Genomic DNA, 22,477 nt, shown 5'->3' on the forward strand with positions numbered 1-22,477 from the left:
GAGTGGCGGCCTTTTTCCGAAGGGGCGTTTACTGTGTGGGAATTGGTCAAGTCCGGTGGTTGGATGATGCTGCCGATCATTCTGAGTTCCATCGCTGCCATGGCTATCGTCGTCGAGCGCCTGTGGACCCTGCGCGCCAGCCGCGTCACCCCGCCGCACCTGCTGGGCCAGGTGTGGATGTGGATCAAGGACAAGCAACTGACCAGTGACAAGCTCAAAGCCTTGCGCGCCGATTCGCCACTGGGCGAAATCCTTGCTGCGGGCCTGGCCAACTCGCGCCATGGTCGTGAAATCATGAAAGAGTGCATCGAGGAAGCCGCTTCGCGTGTCATCCACGAACTGGAGCGCTACATCAGCACCCTCGGCACCATCGCTGCCATGGCTCCGTTGCTGGGCCTGCTGGGCACCGTACTGGGCATGATCGACATCTTCAGCGCCTTCATGGGCTCGCAGATGACCGCCAACGCCGCCGTGCTGGCCGGTGGTATCTCCAAGGCCCTGGTTACCACGGCGGCCGGCCTGATGGTCGGTATCCCGGCGGTATTCTTCCACCGTTTCCTGCTGCGCCGCATCGATGAGCTGGTGGTGGGCATGGAACAAGAAGCGATCAAGCTGGTGGAAGTGATCCAGGGCGACCGTGAAGTGGAAGTGGCCGGAGGCAAGGCGTGAAGTTCCGGCGCAATCGCCAGCGGGAAAACGTCGACATCAACCTGGCGTCGCTGATCGACGTGGTGTTCGTCCTGCTGCTGTTCTTCGTGGTCACCACCACCTTCACTCGCGAGACCCAGCTGCGCGTCGAGCTGCCTGAAGCTGCCAGTGCCGAGCAGGCGCCGGCCGATCAGGGCAAACTGGTGGAAATCACCATCAGCGCCGAAGGCGTGTATTCGGTGAACAACCACCTGCTGCCCAAGAGCGACCTGGCCACCTTGAGCGAGGCCATCGAGCGTGAGTCGGGCGGCGACAACAAGCTGCCGCTGGCCATCAGCGCCGACGGTAAGACCCCGCATCAGGCTGTGGTCACCGCAATGGATGCCGCCGGCAAGCTCGGTTTCAGCCAGTTGCGCATGACCACCGTCGAGGCGGCCCAGGGCACGCCTTGATGGCTTTCGCCGACCGTTTGCTCGCCGCCTGGTACGCCGGGCACCCGGCTTTGGCGCTGCTGCGACCGCTGGAGGCTTTGTATCGCCGTGTGGTCACGCGCAAACGGGCACGTTTTCTCAGTGGCGAAAGCGCCAGCTATCGGGCGCCAGTGCCGGTGATCGTGGTGGGCAACATCACCGTGGGCGGCACCGGCAAGACGCCGATGATCCTCTGGCTGATCGAACACTGCCGCCAACAGGGGCTGAAGGTGGGCGTGGTCAGCCGTGGCTATGGGGCCAAGCCGCCGCAGTTACCTTGGCGCGTGCAGGCCAATCAGTGCGCCGACCAGGCGGGCGACGAGCCGCTGCTGATCGTGCAGCGCACCGGCGTGCCGCTGATGATCGACCCCGACCGTTCCCGCGCCGTGCAGGCGTTGCTGGCCAGCGAACCGCTCGACCTGATCCTGTGCGACGACGGCATGCAGCATTACCGCCTGGCCCGTGACCTGGAACTGGTGCTGATCGATGCCGCCCGTGGCCTGGGCAATGGCCGCTGCCTGCCGGCCGGCCCTTTGCGCGAGCCCGCCGAACGTCTGCTGGATGCAGATGCCGTGCTGTTCAATGGTGCCAATGCTGACCGCGCCGATGGCTTTGGCTTCTGCCTGCAGCCGTCCGCGCTGGTTAACCTGCGCAGCGGCGAGCGCCGTGCGCTCGACCATTTCCCCGCAGGCCAGCGCCTGCATGCGGTGGCCGGTATCGGTAACCCGCAACGTTTCTTCAATACCCTGCTGGGGCTAAACTGGCAGCCGGTGCCGCACCCCTTCGCCGACCATGCGCAATTCAGCGCCCAGAGCCTGGCCTTCAGCCCGCAGTTACCGCTGGTGATGACCGAGAAGGACGCGGTGAAATGCCGGGCCTTTGCCGCTGACGACTGGTGGTACCTGGCCGTCGAGGCACAGCCCACGCCGGCTTTCAGCGCCTGGTTCGACAACCAGCTACAGCGTTTGCTGCGCAAGCCCTGAGCCCGTTTTCAATTTCCGGCCACCTGGCCTAAAGGAAGCTTTCAATGGACACCAAACTGCTCGATATCCTGGCCTGCCCGATCACCAAAGGCCCGCTCAAGCTCAGCGCCGACAAGACCGAGCTGATCAGCAAGGGCGCGGGCCTGGCCTACCCGATCCGCGACGGTATCCCGGTCATGCTCGAAAGCGAGGCGCGTACCCTGACCGACGACGAGCGTCTGGACAAATGAGCCTGAACTTCACCGTGGTGATCCCCGCCCGGCTGCGCTCCACGCGTTTGCCGGGCAAGCCGTTGTTGCCGATCGCCGGCAAGCCGATGGTGCAGCATGTGTGGGAGCAGGCACGCAGGAGCGGTGCCAGCCGCGTGGTCATCGCCACCGACGACGCCAGCATCCTCGAGGCCTGCCAGGCCTTTGGCGCCGAAGTGCTGATGACCCGTGCCGACCATGAATCCGGCACCGACCGCCTGGCTGAAGTGGTCGCGCACCTCGGCTTGCCGGCTGATGCCATCGTGGTCAACGTGCAGGGCGACGAGCCGCTGATCCCACCGGTGATCATCGATCAGGTGGCCGCCAACCTGGCAGCCCACCCGGAGGCTGGTATTGCCACCCTGGCAGAGCCCATCCATGAGCCGGAAGCCGTGTTCAATCCCAATGCGGTCAAGGTGGTGAGCGACAAGAACGGCCTGGCCCTGACTTTCAGTCGTGCGCCGCTGCCCTGGGCTCGCGATGCCTTTGCCAAGGACCGCAACGTGCTGCCGGAGGGCGTGCCGTATCGCCGTCACATCGGCATGTACGCCTACCGCGTCGGCTTCCTGCAAGACTTCGTCGGCTGGGGCCCATGCTGGCTCGAGCAGACTGAAGCGCTGGAGCAACTGCGTGCGCTGTGGCACGGCGTGCGCATTCACGTCGAGGACGCTATCGAGGCGCCTGCTGTGGGTGTGGATACCCCCGAAGACCTGGAGCGCGTACGGCGCTTGCTGGAGGCCTGATGCGCGTTCTGTTCGTGTGCCTGGGCAACATCTGCCGCTCGCCCACTGCCGAAGGCGTGCTGCGCCATCAATTGCAGGTCGCCGGGCTGGCCGACAAGGTGCAGGTGGCGTCGGCCGGTACCGGCGACTGGCATGTCGGCAAGGCGCCAGACAGCCGTACCTGCAAGGCGGCGCTGGCGCGCGGTTACGACTTGTCGCAACAGCGCGCCCAGCAGGTCAGGGCTTCGCACTTTGCCGAATACGACCTGGTTCTGGCCATGGACGAGAGTAACCTGCGCGATTTGCGCGCCCTGCGCCCGTCCACTGCAGTGGGTGAGCTCGACTTGTTCCTGCGCCGCTACCAGGGGGCGCTGGATGAAGTGCCAGATCCTTACTACGGCGGCGCCGACGGGTTCGAGCAGGTGCTCGACCTGGTCGAAGCGGCTTGCCAGGCGCTGGTGCTGGAAATCAAGGGGCGGCTATGACAGTGCAGTGGCAGGAGCAGGTATCGCTCAAGCCTTACAACACCTTCGGTATCGACGTGAAGGCGCGCTATTTCAGCCAGGCGCAGGATGACCTGCAGGTACGCCAGGCGCTGAGCCAGGCGCAGCAGCAAGGCCTCCCGGTGTTGGTGATCGGTGGCGGCAGCAACCTGCTGCTGACCCGTGATATCGATGCGTTGGTGCTGCACATGGCCAGCCGTGGCCGGCGCGTGCTCAGTGACGATGGCGAGCGCGTCGTGGTCGAGGCCGAGGCCGGTGAGCCTTGGCATGCATTCGTACAATGGGCATTGACGCAGGGGTATTGCGGGCTGGAGAACCTCAGCCTCATCCCTGGCACCGTGGGCGCGGCACCCATGCAGAACGTGGGTGCTTATGGGGTAGAGATCAAGGACGTATTCGCCGGCCTGACAGCCCTGGACCGCGAGACCGGCGAGCTGCGTGACTTCGGTTTGGCGGAGTGTGCCTTTGGCTACCGCGACAGTCTTTTCAAGCGCAACCCCGGGCGCTGGTTGATCCTGCGTGTGCGCTTTGCCCTGACACGCACCCTGCAGGCCCATCTGGATTACGGCCCAGTGCGTCAGCGCCTGGCGGAACAGGGCGTAACCGAGCCGACTGCGCAGGCGATCAGTGATGCAATTTGCAGCATTCGCCGCGAGAAGCTGCCGGACCCGGCTGAACTTGGCAATGCTGGGAGCTTCTTCAAGAACCCGGTGGTGCCGGCTGGTCTGGTCGAGCATATTCGTGCGCAGTATCCGGCCGTTGTGGCGTATCCGCAGGCTGATGGCCGGGTGAAGTTGGCGGCGGGTTGGTTGATCGAACAGGCGGGCTGGAAAGGGCATCGCGATGGTGATGCGGGCGTGCATCGCCTGCAGTCGCTGGTGTTGGTCAACTATGGCCAGGCGAGCGGGGCGCAGATGCAGGCGTTGGCGCTGCGGATCCAGGCGGATATCCTGGAGCGTTTCGGGGTTGAGCTGGAAATGGAGCCTAACCTCTACTGATCGAAGGGGGCAGCGTAGCGGCCCCAACCCAGCGACCACGTTCACTTGGCCAAGAAAAAGCCCCGCCAGTTCGCACTGGCGGGGCTTTTTATTCAGCCTTGGCTATCAACCGTGATGAGGCTTGTGCTCATCGGCGGCTTCCAGGGCTGGCTCCTCGGTGGCGGCAGCTTCCTGTGCGGCTTTGGCGGCAGCCTCGGCTTCACGCTTGCGACGGCGCACTTCACGCGGGTCGTTCGGCGCGCGGCCGTTCGCCAGCATGACGGTGGCCGGCTCTACTGCGGCTGGGGCTTCGATCGCTGCAGGTTCGACGACCACGGGTGCAGGCTCGGCCACTGCTTCTGGCTGAGCTTCGATTACCGGTGCGGGTTGCTCGGCAACCGAAGCCGCTTCGACAACGGCCGGGGCCTGTTCGATTTCACCGGCTTCCACGGCTGGGGCTTCCACTGGCGCTTCAGCAGCCACGGTTTCGGCAACCACGGCCGGCTCGACAAGAGGTGTCGCTTCGACGGCGGCCTGCGGAGCGATTTCGACCACAGGCTCGGCGGTTGCCTCGACCACGGCCACTGGCTCGCTGACCGGTTGCTCGACCGCAGGTGCTACGGCCACTTCCTCAGCCTTGGCGACAGCTTCGACCTGCTCTACCTTTTCAACCTGCTCGACGGGTTGGGCGGCTTCGCTGTTGTCAGTTTCTGCTGCGGTGGCGACTTCAGCGGTGGCGCGCTCGGCCTGCTGGTTGGCCTGGGCTTCGGCGTCGGTGCTGATGTTGCTGGTGGCAACAGCGGCAGTCACTGCCAGGCCGGCGGCCAGTTCGGCACCCAGCTCGGTGGCCTGGTGCTGTTGTGGTTGCTCTTCGCTGCCTTCTTCTTCGCCGTCGATCAGCTCGCCATTGGCGTTGCGCTGGCGCTCACGACGGTTGCTGCGACGGCGCTGACCACGCGAGCGGCGGCGCGGGCGCTCGCCATCGGTGGCTTCCTGCTCGTCCTGCAGCAGCTCATCGTTTGGCAGTTGCTCTTCGGCCAGCTCGGCAGCCTGTTCGGCCGCTTCTTCTGCGGCACGTGGCTGACGCTCTTCGCGTGGTGGGCGCGGGGCACGTTCTTCACGTGGAGCACGTTCTTCGCGAGGGGCGCGCTCTTCGCGTGGAGCACGTTCTTCACGAGGGGCACGCTCTTCGCGAGGTGCGCGCTCTTCACGTGGAGCACGCTCTTCACGCGGTGCACGCTCTTCGCGTGGAGCACGTTCTTCGCGGGTTACACGTTCTTCGCGCGGCTGGCGCTCTTCGCGTTCGGCTGGCGGGGTAGCATCCAGCGGCTCACGCAGCTCGCGTACGCGCTCTTCGCCACGGTTGCTGCGGCGGTCTTCGCGTGGCTGACGTGGTGCACGCTCTTCGCGCGGGGCGCGTTCTTCGCGTGGGGCGCGCTCTTCACGTGGTGCACGCTCTTCGCGCGGTGCGCGTTCCTCGCGTGGCTGGCGCTCTTCGCGCGGTGCGCGCTCGGCACGTTCTTCACGCGGCTTGCGCTCTTCGTCGCGGCGGCCGTTGCGGTTGCGGCTTTGCTGGCGGCCGTTGCGGCGTTCTTCGTTGCGTGGGCTGCGCTCAGCGGCCGGTTTTTCGGCGGCAACCACCGGTGCGGCGGCAGGCTCGTCCTTGCCGGCGAACAGGCTGACCAGCGACTTCACCAGGCCCTTGAACAGGCTTGGCTCCGGAGCGCTCGGGGCAGGGGCGACCGGTGCGGCAGCCTGCGGCTCTTCAGCGGCGGCCGGTACCGGCGCATTGGCGCGTGCCGGGGCCGTTTTCACAGCAGCTTCCTGACGTACCAGGGTGCGGGTGGCGGTCGGCTGCGGCGCTTCTTCGGTTTCGGCGGCGGCGATCTCGTAGCTGGACTGGTTGTTCAGCACTTCCGGGTTGTCGTCGCGCAGGCGCTGGACTTCGAAGTGCGGGGTTTCCAGGTGGTCGTTTGGCAAGATGATGATGCGCGCACGGGTGCGCAGTTCGATCTTGGTGATCGAGTTGCGCTTCTCGTTGAGCAGGAACGCGGCCACCGGGATCGGCACCTGGGCACGCACTTCGGCGGTGCGGTCCTTCAGGGCTTCTTCTTCGATCAGGCGCAGGATGGCCAGCGACAGCGACTCGACATCGCGGATGATGCCGGTGCCGGAGCAGCGTGGGCAGACGATGCCGCTGCTTTCGCCCAGCGACGGGCGCAGGCGCTGACGGGACATTTCCAGCAGGCCGAAGCGGGAGATGCGGCCAACCTGCACGCGGGCGCGGTCGGCTTCCAGGCATTCGCGGACGCGTTCTTCCACGGCGCGTTGGTTTTTCGCCGGGGTCATGTCGATGAAGTCGATGACGATCAGGCCACCAATGTCACGCAGGCGTAGCTGGCGGGCGATTTCCTCGGCCGCTTCCAGGTTGGTCTGCAAGGCGGTTTCTTCGATGTCGCTGCCTTTGGTGGCGCGCGCCGAGTTGATGTCGATGGACACCAGGGCTTCGGTCGGGTCGATCACGATCGAGCCGCCGGAAGGCAGGTCGACCACGCGCTGGAAGGCGGTCTCGATCTGGCTTTCGATCTGGAAACGGTTGAACAGCGGCACGCTGTCTTCGTACAGCTTGACCTTGCTGGCGTACTGCGGCATCACCTGGCGGATGAAGGTGAGGGCTTCTTCCTGGGCGTCGATGCTGTCGATCAGCACTTCGCCGATGTCCTGGCGCAGGTAGTCGCGGATGGCGCGGATGATGACGTTGCTTTCCTGGTAGATCAGGAATGGCGCGGCGCGGTCCAGGGACGCTTCCTTGATGGCGGTCCACAGCTGCAGCAGGTAGTCGAGGTCCCACTGCATTTCTTCGCTGCTGCGGCCCAGGCCTGCAGTGCGCACGATCAGGCCCATGTCGCCCGGCACGGTCAGGCCGTTCAGGGCTTCACGCAGTTCGTTGCGCTCTTCGCCTTCGATGCGGCGGGAGATGCCGCCGGCACGCGGGTTGTTGGGCATCAGAACCAGGTAGCGGCCAGCCAGGCTGATGAAGGTGGTGAGGGCGGCGCCTTTGTTGCCGCGCTCTTCCTTCTCGACCTGGACGATGACTTCCTGGCCTTCGCTGAGTACTTCCTTGATGTTGACCCGGCCTTCAGGGGCCTTCTTGAAGTATTCGCGGGAGATTTCTTTCAGCGGCAGGAAGCCGTGACGTTCGGAGCCGAAGTCGACGAAGGCGGCTTCGAGGCTGGGTTCGATGCGGGTGATCTTGCCTTTATAGATGTTGGCCTTTTTCTGCTCGCGCGCACCGGACTCGATGTCCAGGTCGTAGAGACGTTGGCCGTCCACCAGGGCTACACGCAACTCTTCGGGTTGAGTCGCGTTAATCAGCATTCTTTTCATGTTGTACCGTCGGTTTCCGGGCTGCCGGAAACGGCGTTCGGCACACACGACGTCTCATGGTCGGTGCCAAGGTGCGCAAAGGGTGGCCGGGCCACCCCCGTGTCGAGCGACGTTCGGCACCAGCCGGTTGCCCAGCCTGCCGTTGTCGCGACGACGCGTCCTGTTTGCTGCGGTGCCAACAAGGCCCCGGTGGCTTCGAATAGGTATCCGAATCAACCAAGCGGGCCTTGTGCACTCAGTCAGGAGGAGGAATCAACCGTCAGCCGTGGACGCCCGGAGGCATCTGTTCAGGACCTTATCCGCTCGCCAGCCGTGAGTGGGCTGGTGGCCGGACGCGGTGCTACACGGTCCGAGGGCTGTGCATCTCCACCCTGCACGTATCCCTGATAATTCGGGTGCTGCCGCGCGCTGAATCCGCAACGGGTTGCATTTTTCGCCAGCGCTGGTTCTGCGCTGGCGCCATTCATGTCCAAGGCAGGTATTTCCGAAGCATTCGCCGGGCGTTGCGTGGAAGCGACTCGCGGGCAGAGGTGCAGCGAAAAGAATCGGGTAAGCAGGTGAAACACCGCACTTGTCGTTTTTTTTCGGTCTTCTCTACACAGCGCTGGTGGCGATTCCAGGCAATTCGGTAAACTGGCGAAAACCCCGTAGGACGGCCTCGCGTCCTGGAGAATTGCGAAGGTCAGGGACCGGCGAAGAGCCTGGTGCCGCTGGCCTGCCGCTTTTGGCGGCGTTCGCGACTATAGCAGCAATGATTAAGTGCTTCAATTCCATAAAAAATTGTTATGATCCCGCCATGACGACCAATACCCCTCCGACTTCCGGCGTTCAGCTGATCGAAGTCGCGCCGGAGCTTGCCGGCCAACGCATCGACAATTTCCTCATCACGGCCCTCAAGGGCGTGCCCAAGACGCTGGTCTACCGCATCCTGCGCAAGGGTGAGGTGAGGGTCAACAAGGGCCGCGTCAAGCCGGAGTACAAAATCCAGGCCGGCGACATCGTGCGGGTGCCGCCCGTCCGCCTGCCGGAACGTGACGAACCGGCACCGGTGGCCCAGGGCCTGTTGCAGCGCCTGGAGGCCGCGATCGTCTACGAAGACAAGGCGCTGATCGTGATGAACAAGCCCGCCGGCATTGCCGTGCACGGTGGCAGCGGCCTGAGCTTTGGGGTGATCGAGGCGCTGCGCCAACTGCGCCCGGATGCCAAGGAGCTGGAGCTGGTGCACCGCCTGGATCGCGACACCTCCGGCCTGCTGATGATCGCCAAGAAGCGCAGCATGCTGCGCCACCTGCATGCCGCCCTGCGCGGCGATGGTGTCGACAAGCGCTACATGGCGCTGGTGCGTGGCCATTGGCCGACCTCGAAAAAACAGGTCAATGCGCCATTGCTCAAGAGCAACCTGCGTTCCGGTGAGCGCATGGTCGAGGTGAACGACGAGGGCAAGGAGGCACTGACCCTGTTCCGCGTGCTGCGCCGTTTTGGCGAATTCGCCACCATTGTCGAGGCGCGCCCGATCACCGGTCGTACCCACCAGATCCGTGTGCACACCCTGCACGCCGGGCACATGATTGCCGGCGACAGCAAATACGGTGACGAAGACTTCAGTCGCGAGATTCGCGAACTGGGCGGCAAGCGCCTGTTCCTGCATGCCTATGCGCTGACCGTGCCGCTGCCGGACGGAGGCGAGCTTAAACTCGAGGCGCCGGTGGATGAGGTGTGGGCGAAAACCATTGAGCGTTTGAGTGCATCCTGATCTATGAAAAAGGGCTATGAGCTACTGATTTTCGACTGGGACGGCACGCTGGCTGATTCCATCGGGCGTATCGTCGAGGCGATGAATGCCGCCGCCGAGCGTGCTGGCGAGGCGCCCAGTGGCGACGATGCAGTCAAGGGCATCATCGGCCTGGCCCTGGGCGAGGCCATTCATACGCTGTACCCGCACCTGGCGCCTGCGCAGGTGGAGCGCTTTCGTCAGCACTATGCCGATATCTACATGGCGCTGGATCAGCAGCCCTCGCCGTTGTTCGAGGGCGTGGTCGAGTCGCTGGATGCCTTCCGCGCCGAGGGTTACCGCCTGGCGGTGGCCACCGGCAAAGCTCGTCGCGGGTTGAATCGGGTGCTCAAGGCCAATGGTTGGGAGCAGTTCTTCGACATCACCCGCGCTGCCGACGAAACCCGTGGTAAACCGCACCCGCTGATGCTTGAGGAGATCCTCGCGCATTGCGGCGTCGAACCGGGGCGTGCGCTGATGGTCGGAGATTCTGCATTCGATCTACAGATGGCCAGCAATGCCGGCATGCATTCGGTGGCGGTGGGCTATGGTGCCATGTCGCTACAGGCGCTGGCCGAGTTTGGGCCGCAGGTTTGCATCGATCACTTTTCCCAGCTGCGCGAGTGGCTGGGTGGTACTGCAATTCCACTTCCAAGGTAGGTAAGCATGGCAGACGAATGGAAGGCCCCCGAGGCCGAGCCCGAGGAGCGCGAAGAGCGCAAAAGCTGGAAGCTGCTGGAAAAGACCTTGCTGGCCAGCGTGCAGGAGCAGCGCCGCTCGCGGCGCTGGGGGATCTTCTTCAAGCTGCTGACCTTCGTCTATCTGTTCGGCATCCTGGTGTTGTTCACCCCGCTGATGGACATGGACAAGGCCGCCTCGCGCAGCGCCAGCCATACCGCGCTGGTCGAGGTGCGTGGGGTGATTGCCGATCAGGAGGCTGCCAGCGCCGACAACATCGTCAAGAGCCTGCGCGATGCGTTCAAGGACAGCAAGACCAAGGCTGTGGTGATGCGTATCAATAGCCCGGGTGGCAGCCCGGTGCAGGCAGGCTACGTGTATGACGAAATCCGTCGTCTGCGTGCCGAATACCCGGCCATCAAGTTGTATGCGGTGATTTCGGACCTTGGTGCTTCCGGGGCCTATTACATTGCCAGTGCGGCGGACGAGATCTACGCCGACAAGGCCAGCCTGGTGGGCTCGATCGGTGTGACGGCGGCCGGTTATGGGTTTGTCGGCACCATGGAGAAGCTGGGGGTGGAGCGGCGCGCCTACACGTCAGGCGAGCACAAGGCCTTCCTTGACCCGTTCTCGCCGGAAAAGCCCGAAGAGACCCGATTCTGGCAGGGCGTGCTGGACACCACGCACAACCAGTTCATTGCCATGGTCAAGCAGGGGCGCGGCGAGCGGCTGAAGGACAAGGAGCACCCGGAGCTGTTCAGTGGTCTGGTGTGGTCGGGTGAGCAGGCCAAGGCGCTAGGGCTGGTGGATGGGCTGGGCAGTGCCAGCTATGTAGCGCGCGAGATCGTTGGTGAGAAGGAGTTGGTCGACTTCACCGTGCAGGAATCGCCGTTCGATCGCTTCTCCAAGCGCGTGGGGGCCAGCGTGGCTGAGCACCTGGCGATGTGGATGGGCTTTCAAGGGCCGCAGTTGCGCTGATTCGCGCTGAGGTCGCTGGGGGCGCAAGCGCCCCCAAGTCTCAAGGGATGACAACGCCTTCCTTGGTCAGCATATCCACCAATCGAATCAATGGTAGGCCGATCAAGCTGGTCGCATCGCACCCGTGCGTGCTCTGGAACAAGCTTACCCCTAAACCCTCCGCCTTGAAGCTCCCGGCGCAATCCAGCGGCTGTTCCGCCGTCACATAGCGCTCCACCCGTTCTCTGCTCAATTCGCGCAGCGTCACCGTAAATGGCACGCAGTCCACCTGGCAGTGCCCGGTCGCGCTGTTGAGCAATGCCAGTCCGGTCAGAAAGCTCACCTGCTGCCCGCTGCACTCCAGCAGCTGCTCGCAAGCCCGCTCGAAGGTGTGGGGTTTGCCCAGCACCTGCTCGCCCAACACGGCCACCTGGTCCGAACCGATGATCAAATGCCCTGGGTTGCTGTCTGCCAGGGCTTCGGCCTTTTGTCTGGCAAGCCGGCGTACTAGCTCTACGGCAGGCTCGTCGGCCAGGCGCTGCTCGTCTATGTCGGGGCTTGCCCAGGTGAAGGGCAGGCGCAGGCGTGCAAGCAGTTCGCGGCGATAGGCAGAGCTGGAAGCCAGTAACAAAGGAAGCATGGTAGACTCCGGGTTCGGTTGAACCAATTCTATCACGCACGATGCCGCCTAATTTCCTTTGACAGGGGCGGGGGGCATCCCTAGAATGCTGCGCCTATGTTGAATGACCCGATTCCACCTCACGTTGACCCGCGCAAATTAGCCGATCGTGGCGTAACCCTTAACGGTTCGCTGCAACTCGCTGATTTGGAAAGACTCTGCGACCCGCTTTCCGACAATGTCGGTACGGTGCAGGCGAAGTTCGATTTTGAACGAGATGAACAGCACGTGGTGGTTATCCACAGCGAGCTGGACGTCGAGGTCAAGATGGTTTGCCAGCGTTGTCTTGAGCTGGTCACCCTGCCGATCCACAGCGAATGTACTTACGCCGTGGTGAAGGAGGGTGCGAATACCCAGTCGTTGCCGAAAGGCTATGACGTGCTGGAACTGGGCGAAGATCCTTTGGATCTGCAGGCGCTGGTCGAGGAGGAGCTTCTGCTCGCCTTGCCAATCGTGCCTGCTCATCATCCGGAAGAATGCCAGCAGCCGGCGGGCGCAGACGAGCCCGATTCGAGCAAGGACGAGGTATCGCGGTCCAACCCGTTCAGTGTTTTGGCGCAGTTAAAGCGTGACCCAAACGTTTAGGAGTTAATCAATTATGGCTGTTCAGCAGAACAAAAAATCCCGCTCTGCCCGTGACATGCGCCGTTCGCACGACGCCCTGTCGGAAAACGCGCTGTCGGTAGAGAAAACCACCGGTGAAGTTCACCTGCGCCACCACGTTTCGCCAGAAGGCGTATACCGTGGTCGCAAAGTGGTCGATAAGGGCGCTGACGAGTAATCCTTGTCCGCTCAGATCATCGCGATCGACGCAATGGGCGGGGACTTCGGTCCCCGCAGCATTGTCCAGGCTAGCATTGCCTGCCTTTCGGCTACCCCCTCGCTGCACCTGACCCTCGTCGGTCAACCCTCCCTCCTAGAAGATCTTGTCAGCGGCCTTGCGGCTGCGGATCGCGCGCGCCTGCAGATTGTCGCCGCCAGTGAGGTGATCGGCATGGACGAGCGGCCATCTCAGGCGTTGCGCGGCAAGCCGGACTCGTCGATGCGCATCGCCCTTGAGCTGGTTCGCGACGGCAAGGCTCAGGCCTGCGTCAGTGCTGGCAATACCGGTGCGCTGATGGCGCTATCACGCTTCGTGCTCAAGACCTTGCCGGGTATCGATCGGCCAGCCATGGTGGCGGCGATTCCGACCCAGGCGGGTTACTGCCAATTGCTCGACCTGGGGGCCAACGTCGATTGCAGCGCCGAGAACCTCTACCAGTTCGCTGTGATGGGCTCGGTGGCCGCCCAGGCGCTGGGCGTGCATCGGCCGCGTGTGGCGCTGCTGAATATCGGCACCGAGGACATCAAGGGCAACCAGCAGGTCAAGCTGGCGGCCAGCCTGTTGCAGAACGCCCGTGGGCTCAACTACGTAGGCTTTGTCGAGGGTGACGGGCTGTACCGTGGCGAGGCTGATGTAGTGGTGTGCGACGGTTTTGTCGGCAATATCCTGCTCAAGTCCAGCGAGGGGCTGGCAACCATGATCGGCGCGCGCATCGAGCAGTTGTTCAAGGGTGGCGTGTTGTCGCGGGCCGCCGGGGCGGTAGCGATGCCGCTGCTCAAACGCCTGCAGGCTGACCTGGCGCCGGCGCGGCACAATGGTGCGAGCTTCCTGGGGTTGCAGGGCATTGTCATCAAGAGCCATGGCTCGGCGGGCGTGCAGGGCTTTCAGAGTGCCATTCAGCGGGCGTTGATCGAGATTCAGGAAAACCTGCCGCAGCGCTTGCATGGGCGCCTCGAAGACCTGTTGCTTTAGGCGTTTTGCCCATGAAGTGCTTAAATGTGACCGCTTGGTCTGTGCATCCATCCAAGTTTTCAGATTCCGCGCCTGGCCCAGGGCCTGGCGCACCCTATCCGACGACAAGATCATAAGGGCTTGTTCTATGTCTGCATCTCTCGCATTCGTCTTTCCCGGTCAAGGTTCCCAGTCGCTGGGCATGCTCGCCGAACTCGGCGCCGAGAAGCCAGTGATCGTCGAAACCTTCAAGGAGGCCTCCAAGGCACTCGGTTACGACCTGTGGAAGCTGGTCCAGGAAGGCCCGGAGGAGCAACTCAACCAGACCGACAAGACCCAGCCGGCCATCCTCACCGCGTCCATCGCGTTGTGGCGCCTGTGGCTGGAAGAGGGCGGCGCACAGCCAGCCTTCGTTTCTGGTCATAGCCTGGGCGAATACAGCGCCCTCGTAGCTGCTGGCAGCATCACCCTGGCAGACGCCGTTCGCCTGGTCGAGCGCCGTGGCCAGCTGATGCAGGAAGCCGTGCCGGCCGGCCATGGTGCCATGGCCGCCATCCTCGGCCTGGACGATGCTGTGGTCGTTGAGCTGTGCGCCGAAGCGGCTGAAGACCAAGTGGTCAGCGCCGTGAACTTCAACTCGCCAGGCCAGGTGGTCATCGCTGGCAACAAGGCTGCGGTAGACCGCGCCATGGAGCTGTGCAAGGCCAAGGGTGCCAAGCGCGCCCTGCCGCTGGCGGTCAGCGTACCGTCGCACTGTGCCCTGATGAAGCCGGCTGCCGAGCGCTTTGCCGAATCGGTCAACGCCATCGAATGGAAGGCCCCGCAGATCCCGGTCGTGCAGAACGTCACCGCCGCAGTCGCCGCCGACCTCGATGCCCTCAAGCACGACCTGCTGGCACAGCTGTATCAGCCGGTACGCTGGGTCGAGTGCGTACAGGCCTTGGCCGCCAATGGTGCGGTCAACCTGGTCGAGTGTGGCCCGGGCAAGGTTCTGGCTGGCCTGAACAAGCGTTGCGCCGACGGCGTGACCACCTACAACCTCAATACCCCTGACGCCGTCGCCGCCACCCGTGCGGCGCTGGCCTGATTTGGAGAAGCTTGCATGAGCCTGCAAGGTAAAGTTGCACTGGTCACCGGCGCCAGCCGTGGCATTGGCCAGGCCATCGCCCTCGAGCTGGGCCGCCAGGGCGCGACCGTGATCGGCACCGCCACTTCGGCGTCCGGTGCCGAGCGCATCGCTGCCACCCTGAAAGAGCACGGTATCGCCGGTACCGGCATGGAACTGAACGTGACCAGCGCCGAGTCCGTCGAAGCTGTGCTGGGCGCCATCGCCGAGCAGTTCGGCGCACCGGCAATCCTGGTCAACAACGCCGGCATCACTCGCGACAACCTCATGCTGCGCATGAAGGACGATGAGTGGTTCGACGTGATCGACACCAACCTGAACAGCCTCTACCGTCTGTCCAAGGGCGTGCTGCGCGGCATGACCAAGGCACGCTGGGGCCGTATCATCAGCATCGGCTCGGTCGTCGGTGCCATGGGCAACGCTGGCCAGGCCAACTACGCGGCCGCCAAGGCTGGCCTGGAAGGCTTCAGCCGTGCCCTGGCGCGTGAAGTGGGTTCGCGCGGCATCACCGTCAATTCGGTGACCCCGGGCTTCATCGACACCGACATGACCCGCGAACTGCCAGAAGCGCAGCGCGAAGCCCTGCAGACCCAGATTCCGCTGGGCCGCCTGGGCCAGGCCGACGAAATCGCCAAGGTGGTTTCGTTCCTGGCGTCCGACGGTGCAGCCTACGTGACTGGCGCTACCGTGCCGGTCAACGGCGGGATGTACATGTAACACTGCAACTCAATGTGACGGATTTCGTAAAAAAAGAGTCATACTGCGAGCCTAAAATCCGTTATAAAGCTGCAACCAGATTCCAGGCAGCGGGTGCGGTGACTAGCCTGAAGGTGCGTTTCGCTTGAAAAGCGAACGTCTTTCTATAAAATTAGCCACCGGCCAGCTGCCTGACATATGTCCATTAGGAGTGAAAACTAGGTATGAGCACCATCGAAGAACGCGTCAAGAAAATCGTCGCCGAGCAACTGGGCGTGAAGGAAGATGAAGTGACCAACGAGAAGTCCTTCGTCGATGACCTGGGTGCCGATTCGCTTGACACCGTTGAGCTGGTGATGGCTCTGGAAGAGGAATTCGAGACCGAAATCCCTGACGAAGAAGCCGAGAAAATCACTACCGTTCAAGCCGCTATCGACTACGTCAACAGCCACAAGGCCTAAGACGCTGTAGTCGTCGCTTCTTGACGAGAAAAACCGCACTGCCTTTGCCGGCGTGCGGTTTTTTCTTTGCGAACGCGCTGCATCTTGGCGAGCCGGCTTCGCTCACCGCGCACCAAGAGCCTGTTGCCATTCCATTCCAGCGCTTGAATGTAATCGCAAGAGACTCTGTTATTAGAAAAGGAGAGTACTGTGTCGCGTAGACGCGTCGTGGTCACCGGTATGGGTATGCTGTCGCCACTGGGTACCGATGTACCGAGCACCTGGCAGGGCATTCTGGCTGGCCGCAGTGGCATCGGTCCGATCGAACACACGGACCTGTCTGCCTACTCCACCCGTTTTGGCGGCTCGGTGAAAGGCTTCGAGGTTGAGCAGTACCTGTCGGCCAAAGAGGCCCGCAAACTCGACCTGTTCATCCAGTACGGCCTGGCGGCCGGTTTCCAGGCGGTGCGTAATGCTGGCCTGGAGGTCACCGACGCCAACCGCGAGCGTATTGGCGTGGCCATGGGCTCGGGTATCGGTGGTCTGACCAACATCGAAGAAACCAGCCGCACCCTGCACGATTCGGGGCCGCGCCGCATTTCGCCGTTTTTTGTGCCAGGTTCGATCATCAACATGATCTCCGGGTTCCTGTCGATCCACCTGGGTCTGCAAGGGCCGAATTACGCCATCGCCACCGCTTGCACCACCGGCACCCATTGCATCGGCATGGCCGCGCGCAATATCGCCTACGGTGAAGCTGACGTGATGATCGCCGGTGGTGCCGAAATGGCAGCCTGCGGCCTGGGCATGGGCGGTTTCGGTGCTTCGCGTGCACTGTCCACCCGCAACGACGAGCCAAGCCGTGCCAGCCGCCCGTGGGACAAGGGCCGTGACGGCTTTGTGCTGTCCGACGGTGCCGGTGCCCTGGTACTTGAAGAGCTGGAGCATGCCAAGGCCCGTGGTGCGACCATCTACGCCGAGCTGGTTGGCTTTGGCATGAGCGGCGACGCCTACCACATGACTTCGCCTCCCGACACCGGTGAAGGCGCTGCCCGCTGCATGGCCAACGCGCTGCGCGATGCTGGCATCCAGCCGGAAGAAGTCAGCTACATCAACGCCCACGGCACCTCGACCCCAGCGGGCGATGTGGCCGAAGTGGCTGCGATCAAGCGCGTATTCGGTGAGCATGCCTACAAGCTGGCGGTCAGCTCGACCAAGTCGATGACCGGCCACTTGCTGGGTGCCGCGGGTGCGGTGGAAGCGATCTTCAGCGTGCTGGCCATCAACAGCCAGATGGCCCCGCCCACCATCAACCTGGACGAGCCGGACGAAGGTTGCGACCTCGACTTCGTGCCACACCATGCGCGCAGCATGCCGATCGACGTGGTGTTGTCCAACTCGTTCGGCTTTGGCGGCACCAACGGCTCGCTGGTGTTCCGCCGGTTCGCCGGTTGATGCACAGCTGGATCGATGGCCAGCCGGCGACTGCAGTCAACCTGCAGAATCGCGGCCTGGCCTACGGCGATGGGTTGTTCGAAACCATCGCCGTGCGTGGCGGTCGGCCCAGCTTGCTGGACGGTCATCTCGCACGCCTGGCGCTGGGGTGTCAGCGCCTGGCGATCGGCGCCGACCTGGCGCTGGTGCGCGACGAACTGCTGCGTTACGCCAGCCAGCTCGGTGAAGGCGTCGCCAAACTCATTCTTACGCGTGGCGACAGCCAGCGTGGCTATGCGCCGGTTGCGGGTGCCGCGCCGCGGCGCATCCTGCAAGGCAGCCCATTACCCAGCTATCCTGTCGAGCATGCCGAACACGGCGTGCGTTTGTTCCCTTGCCAGACACGCCTTGGGGAACAACCCTTGCTGGCCGGCCTCAAACACCTCAACCGCCTTGAGCAGGTACTGGCCCGTGCCGAGTGGCAGGACAGTGAACATGCCGAAGGGTTGATGCGTGACGGGCAGGGCAGGGTGATCGAAGGGGTGTACAGCAATCTGTTCCTTGTACGTGATGGCGTGCTGCTCACCGCCGACCTTGGCCGTTGTGGTGTGGCTGGGGTGATGCGTGGCGCGTTGCTGGAGCAGGCCCAACTGCTGGGTATTGCGGTGCAGGTCTGCGACCTGCCCTACGATGCGCTGGAGCAGGCTGATGAAGTATTTGTTTGCAACAGCGTCTACGGTGTCTGGCCCGTACGTGGCGTAGCCGCGCTAAACTGGTCGCCGGGCCCGCTCACCCGAACACTGCAGGCCGTTGCCCGTACGTTACTGGAAACCTGAATTCGTGAGACGTAAATTCCTGCTGTTGCTGGAAATGGGTCTGATCCTCGCCGGCCTGGCGCTAGGCTGGTCGGCCTGGAAGGTCAACTCGGTCCTGGAGCAGCCCTTGCACGTGACGCAGGAGCGCCTGCTCGACGTGCCCAATGGTACTACCCCCAACCGCATGTTCTATCGCATGCAAACGGAAGGGTTGCTCGACGACGCCGTCTGGTTGCGCTTGTACTGGCGCTTCAACATGGCGGGTACCCCGCTGCATACCGGAGAGTATCGCCTTACCCCCGGCATGACCGTCGAGCAGCTGTTCGATGCCTGGCGCCGGGGCGACGTGGTGCAGTACAACCTGACCTTGGTCGAAGGCTGGACCTTCCGCCAGGTGCGCTCGGCCGTGGCCAAGCATGAAAAGATCAAACATACCCTGGAGGGCTTGTCGGACGCCGAGGTCATGGACAAGCTCGGCCATACCGGTGTGTTCCCCGAAGGCCGCTTCTTCCCGGACACCTACCGCTTCGTACGGGGCATGAGTGACGTCGAGTTGCTGCAGCAGGCCTACATGCGCCTGGATGAAGTGTTGGCCAAGGAGTGGGCCGAACGCACGACCGACCTGCCGTATCGCGACCCGTACCAGGCGTTGATCATGGCCTCCCTTGTGGAAAAGGAAACCGGAATTCCGCAGGAGCGCGGGCAGATTGCCGGCGTGTTCGTGAGGCGCATGCGCCTGGGCATGATGCTGCAGACCGACCCGACAGTGATCTACGGCATGGGTGAACGCTACAACGGCAAGATCACCCGCGCCGACCTGCGCGAGCCTACGCCCTACAACACCTACACCATGACAGGCCTGCCGCCGACCCCGATCGCCATGGTTGGCCGCGAGGCTATTCACGCGGCACTGAACCCGTCCGATGGCACCAGCCTGTACTTCGTCGCTCGTGGCGATGGCAGCCATGTGTTCTCCGATGACCTCGATGATCATAATTCGGCGGTGCGCGAGTTCCAGCTCAAGCGCCGGGCGGACTACCGTTCCAGCCCCGCGCCGCAGCAAGACACCAAGCCAGGCGTGGATGACGCCGACGACGCGCAGCAGCCTGAGCCGCCAGCGGCGGACGAGCCGGCCGCGCAGCCAGCGCCCGATGAACCGCCCGTGCAGGATGCCCCTGCCGGCGGTGCGCAAGCGGCCGAACGGCCAACGCCTGACGAACAACATTGAGGACTGCCTGTGAGCGGCTTGTTTATTACTTTGGAAGGCCCCGAAGGCGCGGGCAAGAGCACCAATCGCGACTACCTGGCCGCGCGCCTGCGCGAGCACGGCCTGGACGTGGTGCTGACCCGTGAGCCTGGTGGTACACCGTTGGCGGAAAGGGTGCGCGAACTGCTGCTGGCGCCCAGTGATGAAAGCATGGCGGCCGACACTGAACTGCTGCTGGTGTTCGCCGCGCGCGCCCAGCACCTGGCGCAGGTGATCCGTCCGGCATTGGCCCGTGGGGCCGTGGTGCTGTGTGATCGTTTCACCGATGCCACCTATGCCTATCAGGGCGGTGGCCGTGGTTTGTCGGTCGAGCGTATCGCAACCCTGGAGCAGTTCGTCCAGGGCGGCCTGCGCCCGGACCTGACCTTGGTCTTCGACCTGCCGGTGGAAGTGGGCCTGGCCCGCGCCGCCGCCCGTGGCCGCCTGGACCGTTTCGAGCAGGAGGGCCAGGCCTTCTTCGAAGCCGTGCGCCAGGCGTACCTGCAGCGCGCCCAGCGTGCGCCGCAGCGCTACAGCTTGCTTGATGCCGCACAATCCCTGGAGGCCGTGCAGCGTGACATCGACGCTCTGCTGCCAGGCATTGTGGAGCGTTGCCGTGGCTGAGGCCTACCCTTGGCAGGAAGCGCTGTGGCAGCAACTGGCTGGGCGCAGCCAGCACGCCCATGCGTACTTGCTGCACGGGCCCCAAGGCATCGGCAAGCGAGCGTTGGCCGAGCGCCTGATGGCCCGCCTCATGTGCCAGCGACCGCTGGGCTTGGAGGCCTGTGGCGAGTGCAAGTCGTGCCTGTTGCTCAAGGCTGGCAGCCACCCGGACAACTTTGTCCTCGAACCCGAGGAAGCCGACAAACCGATCAAGGTCGACCAGGTCCGTGAGCTGGTGGCCTTCGTGGTGCAGACGGCGCAACTGGGTGGGCGCAAGGTGGTGTTGATCGAGCCGGTGGAAGCGATGAACGTCAATGCCTCCAACGCGCTGCTGAAAAGCCTTGAAGAGCCTTCCGGCGATACCGTGCTGCTGTTGGTCACGCATCAGCCAAGTCGCCTGTTGCCAACGATCAAGAGTCGTTGCCAGCAGGTTGCCTGCCCGCAGCCCAGCCTGGCCCAGAGCCAGGCTTGGCTGGCTGGCGCGTTGCCCGACAGTGATGAGGCTGAGCGCGATGAGCTGCTGACCCTGGCCGCCGGTTCGCCATTGATGGCGGTTAGCCTGCAAGCTCAGGGTGTGCGCGAGCAACGCGCGCTGGTTACCGACGGGGTGAAGAAGCTGCTCAAGCAGCAGCAATCGCCCAGCCAGTTGGCCGACGCCTGGAACGCTGTACCGTTGTTGCGGCTGTTCGACTGGTTCTGCGATTGGGCGCACCTGATCCTGCGCTACCAGTTGACCCAGGACGAGGAGGGGTTAGGCTTGGCGGATATGCGCAAGGTGGTGCAATACCTTGCGCAGAAGAGCCGTCAGGCCAAGGTGCTGGAGGTGCAGGCGTGGATCCTTGAGCAGCGCCAGAAGGTGCTGGGCAAGGCCAACCTCAACCGTGCCCTGCTGCTTGAATCGCTGCTGGCCCACTGGCTGCAACTGCCCGGCGCCCGCTGATATCCCATTTTTCATGTGTGCTGTTATCCCATGCTTGTAGATTCCCATTGCCACCTCGACCGTCTTGACCTCAGCGCCCACCAGGGCTCGCTCGATGCTGCCCTGCAGGCGGCGCGTGAGCGCGGGGTCGGGCATTTCCTGTGCATTGGCGTGAGTGCCGAGAATGCTGGCGCGGTGAAGGCGCTTAGCGAGCAGTACGCTGACGTCGACTGCTCGGTGGGTGTGCACCCGCTGGACTTGGCTCCAGGCGAAACCCCGGCGCTGGAATGGCTGTTGCGCGAACTGGCCCACCCGCATGCAGTGGCGATTGGCGAAACCGGGCTGGATTACCACTACGAGCCGGAGGCTGCCGAGCTGCAGCAGGCCTCGTTCCGCTTGCACCTGGAGGCCTCGCGGCAGACCGGCAAACCGGTGATCGTGCATACGCGGGCGGCCCGTGCCGATACCTTGGCGCTGTTGCGCGAGGCCAGCTTGCCGCAGGCTGGCGTGCTGCACTGCTTTACCGAGGACTGGGACATGGCCAAGGCCGCACTGGACCTGGGGTATTACATTTCGCTGTCTGGCATTGTGACCTTCCGCAATGCTGATGCCCTGCGTGAGGTGGCGCGGCAGGTGCCGGTTGATCGGTTGCTGGTGGAGACCGATTCGCCTTATCTGGCTCCGATTCCGTATCGCGGCAAGCCGAACTTGCCGCAGTATGTGCGGGAAGTGGCGGAGTATGTGGCTTCGTTGCGCGGGGCCAGTTATGAGCAACTGGCCGAGCAGACCACCGCCAACTTCAAGCGGTTGTTCCCGTTGGCGCGGGTGGCCTGATAGAGCACGAGCCTGATTGCTCTTGCTCTTGCTCTTGCTCTTGCTCTTGCTTCGGCTTTTGCTTCTAAGCGCGCGGTAGTTCAGGCGACGCAGATTGCGACTTCAGGAGGCCGAGCGCAGGGCTTGCGGAGGGAGGTGACGGGCATGGATGCCCGTCAAGCGCTGGGCCCCAGGATGGGGCCTGCAGCGCGGTCCTCCCGGGAGCAAGCCCGGAGCGAGGGGACCCCGAAGCGTAGCGTAGGGGCCGGATGATGGGAGCGGACGGTTTTTGGTTCCTTTTTGCCACGACAAAAAGGGACCCGCCGTAAGGGCGGAAAGGTGACTTTGCGCCACCTGAGTGAATGAATGTTTACTCGGTGTGAAGGCCCACATCCAAGAAGCAAGAAGCAAGGCAGTTTTGACTGTTTTGACTCAGCGAACAGTCCGTTTGCGATGGCGACACTGACTCACCTTTTCGCCCTTACGGCGAGTCACTTTTTGTCAAACGCGACAAAAAGTAACCAAAAA

24 protein-coding genes are annotated in these 22,477 nt (G+C 63.5%); 22 read left to right on the forward strand and 2 right to left on the reverse strand.

The window, feature by feature from the left end:
• The first annotated feature begins 33 nt into the window (after positions 1-33).
• From DM807_RS12420 to murB, 7 genes are read left to right on the forward strand one after another with little or no spacing between them, the layout of a single operon-like run.
• Positions 34-669: a MotA/TolQ/ExbB proton channel family protein gene (locus DM807_RS12420; protein ID WP_016391244.1), complete on the forward strand. Its 636-nt coding sequence runs from the start codon at positions 34-36 to the stop codon at positions 667-669.
• Positions 666-1,100, forward strand: a complete 435-nt coding sequence (locus DM807_RS12425; RefSeq protein ID WP_012271149.1) for an ExbD/TolR family protein — start codon at positions 666-668, stop codon at positions 1,098-1,100. Before DM807_RS12420 ends, DM807_RS12425 begins: the two co-directional genes overlap by 4 nt.
• Positions 1,100-2,101, forward strand: a complete 1,002-nt coding sequence (gene lpxK, locus DM807_RS12430) for a tetraacyldisaccharide 4'-kinase (RefSeq protein WP_179027427.1) — start codon at positions 1,100-1,102, stop codon at positions 2,099-2,101. The genes DM807_RS12425 and lpxK overlap by 1 nt, the downstream gene beginning before the upstream one ends.
• Positions 2,102-2,145: 44 nt before the next feature.
• Positions 2,146-2,331: a Trm112 family protein gene (locus DM807_RS12435; protein ID WP_003247142.1), complete on the forward strand. Its 186-nt coding sequence runs from the start codon at positions 2,146-2,148 to the stop codon at positions 2,329-2,331.
• On the forward strand, positions 2,328-3,092 hold the full coding sequence (gene kdsB, locus DM807_RS12440) for a 3-deoxy-manno-octulosonate cytidylyltransferase (protein WP_060515140.1): 765 nt from the start codon (positions 2,328-2,330) through the stop codon (positions 3,090-3,092). The genes DM807_RS12435 and kdsB overlap by 4 nt, the downstream gene beginning before the upstream one ends.
• Entirely contained in the window at positions 3,092-3,556 is a 465-nt protein-coding gene (locus DM807_RS12445; RefSeq protein WP_060493584.1) for a low molecular weight protein-tyrosine-phosphatase, read from the forward strand. Before kdsB ends, DM807_RS12445 begins: the two co-directional genes overlap by 1 nt.
• The gene (gene murB / locus DM807_RS12450; protein ID WP_012271153.1) at positions 3,553-4,572 is read left to right on the forward strand and encodes a UDP-N-acetylmuramate dehydrogenase; all 1,020 of its coding nucleotides are present in this window, start codon (positions 3,553-3,555) and stop codon (positions 4,570-4,572) included. The genes DM807_RS12445 and murB overlap by 4 nt, the downstream gene beginning before the upstream one ends.
• Before the next feature lie 105 nt (positions 4,573-4,677).
• Here the strand turns inward: murB and rne are convergent, their stop codons facing one another.
• On the reverse strand, positions 4,678-7,938 hold the full coding sequence (gene rne / locus DM807_RS12455) for a ribonuclease E (protein ID WP_179027428.1): 3,261 nt from the start codon (positions 7,936-7,938) through the stop codon (positions 4,678-4,680).
• 796 nt (positions 7,939-8,734) lie between these two features.
• On the opposite strand from rne, the gene rluC reads away from it, so the two are divergent.
• Genes rluC through DM807_RS12470 form a run of 3 tightly spaced genes read left to right on the forward strand, consistent with a single transcriptional unit; the run spans position 8,735 to position 11,365 of the window.
• Positions 8,735-9,691, forward strand: a complete 957-nt coding sequence (rluC, locus tag DM807_RS12460; protein ID WP_060493582.1) for a 23S rRNA pseudouridine(955/2504/2580) synthase RluC — start codon at positions 8,735-8,737, stop codon at positions 9,689-9,691.
• A gap of 3 nt (positions 9,692-9,694) precedes the next feature.
• Complete coding sequence (locus DM807_RS12465; RefSeq protein ID WP_179027429.1) at positions 9,695-10,369, forward strand: HAD family hydrolase; 675 nt, start codon at positions 9,695-9,697, stop codon at positions 10,367-10,369.
• A 6-nt stretch (positions 10,370-10,375) separates the two neighbouring features.
• Positions 10,376-11,365 carry a S49 family peptidase gene (locus DM807_RS12470; protein WP_012271157.1) on the forward strand — a complete coding sequence of 330 codons (990 nt, stop codon included), beginning with the start codon at positions 10,376-10,378 and terminating at the stop codon, positions 11,363-11,365.
• Positions 11,366-11,405: 40 nt separating this feature from the next.
• Here the strand turns inward: DM807_RS12470 and DM807_RS12475 are convergent, their stop codons facing one another.
• On the reverse strand, positions 11,406-11,984 hold the full coding sequence (locus DM807_RS12475; protein WP_060493581.1) for a Maf family protein: 579 nt from the start codon (positions 11,982-11,984) through the stop codon (positions 11,406-11,408).
• A gap of 96 nt (positions 11,985-12,080) precedes the next feature.
• Here DM807_RS12475 and DM807_RS12480 point away from each other — a divergent pair, with 96 nt between their 5' ends.
• From DM807_RS12480 to DM807_RS12535, 12 genes are all read left to right on the forward strand, one after another.
• The gene (locus DM807_RS12480) at positions 12,081-12,608 is read left to right on the forward strand and encodes a YceD family protein (RefSeq protein ID WP_012271159.1); all 528 of its coding nucleotides are present in this window, start codon (positions 12,081-12,083) and stop codon (positions 12,606-12,608) included.
• A gap of 13 nt (positions 12,609-12,621) precedes the next feature.
• Complete coding sequence (gene rpmF, locus DM807_RS12485) at positions 12,622-12,804, forward strand: 50S ribosomal protein L32 (protein WP_003247154.1); 183 nt, start codon at positions 12,622-12,624, stop codon at positions 12,802-12,804.
• Between the two features lie 3 nt (positions 12,805-12,807).
• Complete coding sequence (plsX, locus tag DM807_RS12490) at positions 12,808-13,818, forward strand: phosphate acyltransferase PlsX (RefSeq protein ID WP_012271160.1); 1,011 nt, start codon at positions 12,808-12,810, stop codon at positions 13,816-13,818.
• 127 nt (positions 13,819-13,945) lie between these two features.
• Complete coding sequence (gene fabD, locus DM807_RS12495) at positions 13,946-14,884, forward strand: ACP S-malonyltransferase (protein ID WP_012271161.1); 939 nt, start codon at positions 13,946-13,948, stop codon at positions 14,882-14,884.
• 15 nt (positions 14,885-14,899) lie between these two features.
• Positions 14,900-15,640 carry a 3-oxoacyl-ACP reductase FabG gene (gene fabG / locus DM807_RS12500; RefSeq protein ID WP_012271162.1) on the forward strand — a complete coding sequence of 247 codons (741 nt, stop codon included), beginning with the start codon at positions 14,900-14,902 and terminating at the stop codon, positions 15,638-15,640.
• Between the two features lie 203 nt (positions 15,641-15,843).
• Positions 15,844-16,080, forward strand: coding sequence for an acyl carrier protein (gene acpP / locus DM807_RS12505; RefSeq protein ID WP_012271163.1), 237 nt, complete (start codon positions 15,844-15,846; stop codon positions 16,078-16,080).
• A 189-nt stretch (positions 16,081-16,269) separates the two neighbouring features.
• Entirely contained in the window at positions 16,270-17,514 is a 1,245-nt protein-coding gene (gene fabF / locus DM807_RS12510; RefSeq protein WP_179027430.1) for a beta-ketoacyl-ACP synthase II, read from the forward strand.
• On the forward strand, positions 17,514-18,329 hold the full coding sequence (gene pabC / locus DM807_RS12515) for an aminodeoxychorismate lyase (RefSeq protein ID WP_060515144.1): 816 nt from the start codon (positions 17,514-17,516) through the stop codon (positions 18,327-18,329). Before fabF ends, pabC begins: the two co-directional genes overlap by 1 nt.
• A 4-nt stretch (positions 18,330-18,333) precedes the next feature.
• Complete coding sequence (gene mltG, locus DM807_RS12520; RefSeq protein ID WP_012271166.1) at positions 18,334-19,536, forward strand: endolytic transglycosylase MltG; 1,203 nt, start codon at positions 18,334-18,336, stop codon at positions 19,534-19,536.
• Positions 19,537-19,545: 9 nt separating this feature from the next.
• Positions 19,546-20,178 carry a dTMP kinase gene (gene tmk, locus DM807_RS12525; RefSeq protein WP_012271167.1) on the forward strand — a complete coding sequence of 211 codons (633 nt, stop codon included), beginning with the start codon at positions 19,546-19,548 and terminating at the stop codon, positions 20,176-20,178.
• A complete protein-coding gene (locus DM807_RS12530; protein ID WP_012271168.1) occupies positions 20,171-21,157 on the forward strand; it encodes a DNA polymerase III subunit delta' in 987 nt (328 codons plus the stop codon). The genes tmk and DM807_RS12530 overlap by 8 nt, the downstream gene beginning before the upstream one ends.
• A gap of 30 nt (positions 21,158-21,187) precedes the next feature.
• A complete protein-coding gene (locus tag DM807_RS12535; protein WP_012271169.1) occupies positions 21,188-21,970 on the forward strand; it encodes a TatD family hydrolase in 783 nt (260 codons plus the stop codon).
• Positions 21,971-22,477: the final 507 nt, after the last annotated feature.

Origin of the sequence: Pseudomonas hunanensis (genome assembly GCF_013393325.1) — a bacterium.
Lineage (GTDB): Bacteria > Pseudomonadota > Gammaproteobacteria > Pseudomonadales > Pseudomonadaceae > Aquipseudomonas > Aquipseudomonas putida_P.

Excerpts from the sequence above, each read along its gene's own strand:
- lpxK (WP_179027427.1), top strand. The coding sequence starts at position 1,100 with ATGGCTTTCGCCGACCGTTTGCTCGCCGCCTGGTACGCCGGGCACCCG.
- DM807_RS12435 (WP_003247142.1), top strand. The coding sequence starts at position 2,146 with ATGGACACCAAACTGCTCGATATCCTGGCCTGCCCGATCACCAAAGGC.
- kdsB (WP_060515140.1), top strand. The coding sequence starts at position 2,328 with ATGAGCCTGAACTTCACCGTGGTGATCCCCGCCCGGCTGCGCTCCACG.
- DM807_RS12445 (WP_060493584.1), top strand. The coding sequence starts at position 3,092 with ATGCGCGTTCTGTTCGTGTGCCTGGGCAACATCTGCCGCTCGCCCACT.
- murB (WP_012271153.1), top strand. The coding sequence starts at position 3,553 with ATGACAGTGCAGTGGCAGGAGCAGGTATCGCTCAAGCCTTACAACACC.
- rne (WP_179027428.1), bottom strand. The coding sequence starts at position 7,938 with ATGAAAAGAATGCTGATTAACGCGACTCAACCCGAAGAGTTGCGTGTA.
- rluC (WP_060493582.1), top strand. The coding sequence starts at position 8,735 with ATGACGACCAATACCCCTCCGACTTCCGGCGTTCAGCTGATCGAAGTC.
- DM807_RS12465 (WP_179027429.1), top strand. The coding sequence starts at position 9,695 with ATGAAAAAGGGCTATGAGCTACTGATTTTCGACTGGGACGGCACGCTG.
- DM807_RS12470 (WP_012271157.1), top strand. The coding sequence starts at position 10,376 with ATGGCAGACGAATGGAAGGCCCCCGAGGCCGAGCCCGAGGAGCGCGAA.
- DM807_RS12475 (WP_060493581.1), bottom strand. The coding sequence starts at position 11,984 with ATGCTTCCTTTGTTACTGGCTTCCAGCTCTGCCTATCGCCGCGAACTG.
- DM807_RS12480 (WP_012271159.1), top strand. The coding sequence starts at position 12,081 with ATGTTGAATGACCCGATTCCACCTCACGTTGACCCGCGCAAATTAGCC.
- rpmF (WP_003247154.1), top strand. The coding sequence starts at position 12,622 with ATGGCTGTTCAGCAGAACAAAAAATCCCGCTCTGCCCGTGACATGCGC.
- fabD (WP_012271161.1), top strand. The coding sequence starts at position 13,946 with ATGTCTGCATCTCTCGCATTCGTCTTTCCCGGTCAAGGTTCCCAGTCG.
- fabG (WP_012271162.1), top strand. The coding sequence starts at position 14,900 with ATGAGCCTGCAAGGTAAAGTTGCACTGGTCACCGGCGCCAGCCGTGGC.
- acpP (WP_012271163.1), top strand. The coding sequence starts at position 15,844 with ATGAGCACCATCGAAGAACGCGTCAAGAAAATCGTCGCCGAGCAACTG.
- pabC (WP_060515144.1), top strand. The coding sequence starts at position 17,514 with ATGCACAGCTGGATCGATGGCCAGCCGGCGACTGCAGTCAACCTGCAG.
- DM807_RS12535 (WP_012271169.1), top strand. The coding sequence starts at position 21,188 with ATGCTTGTAGATTCCCATTGCCACCTCGACCGTCTTGACCTCAGCGCC.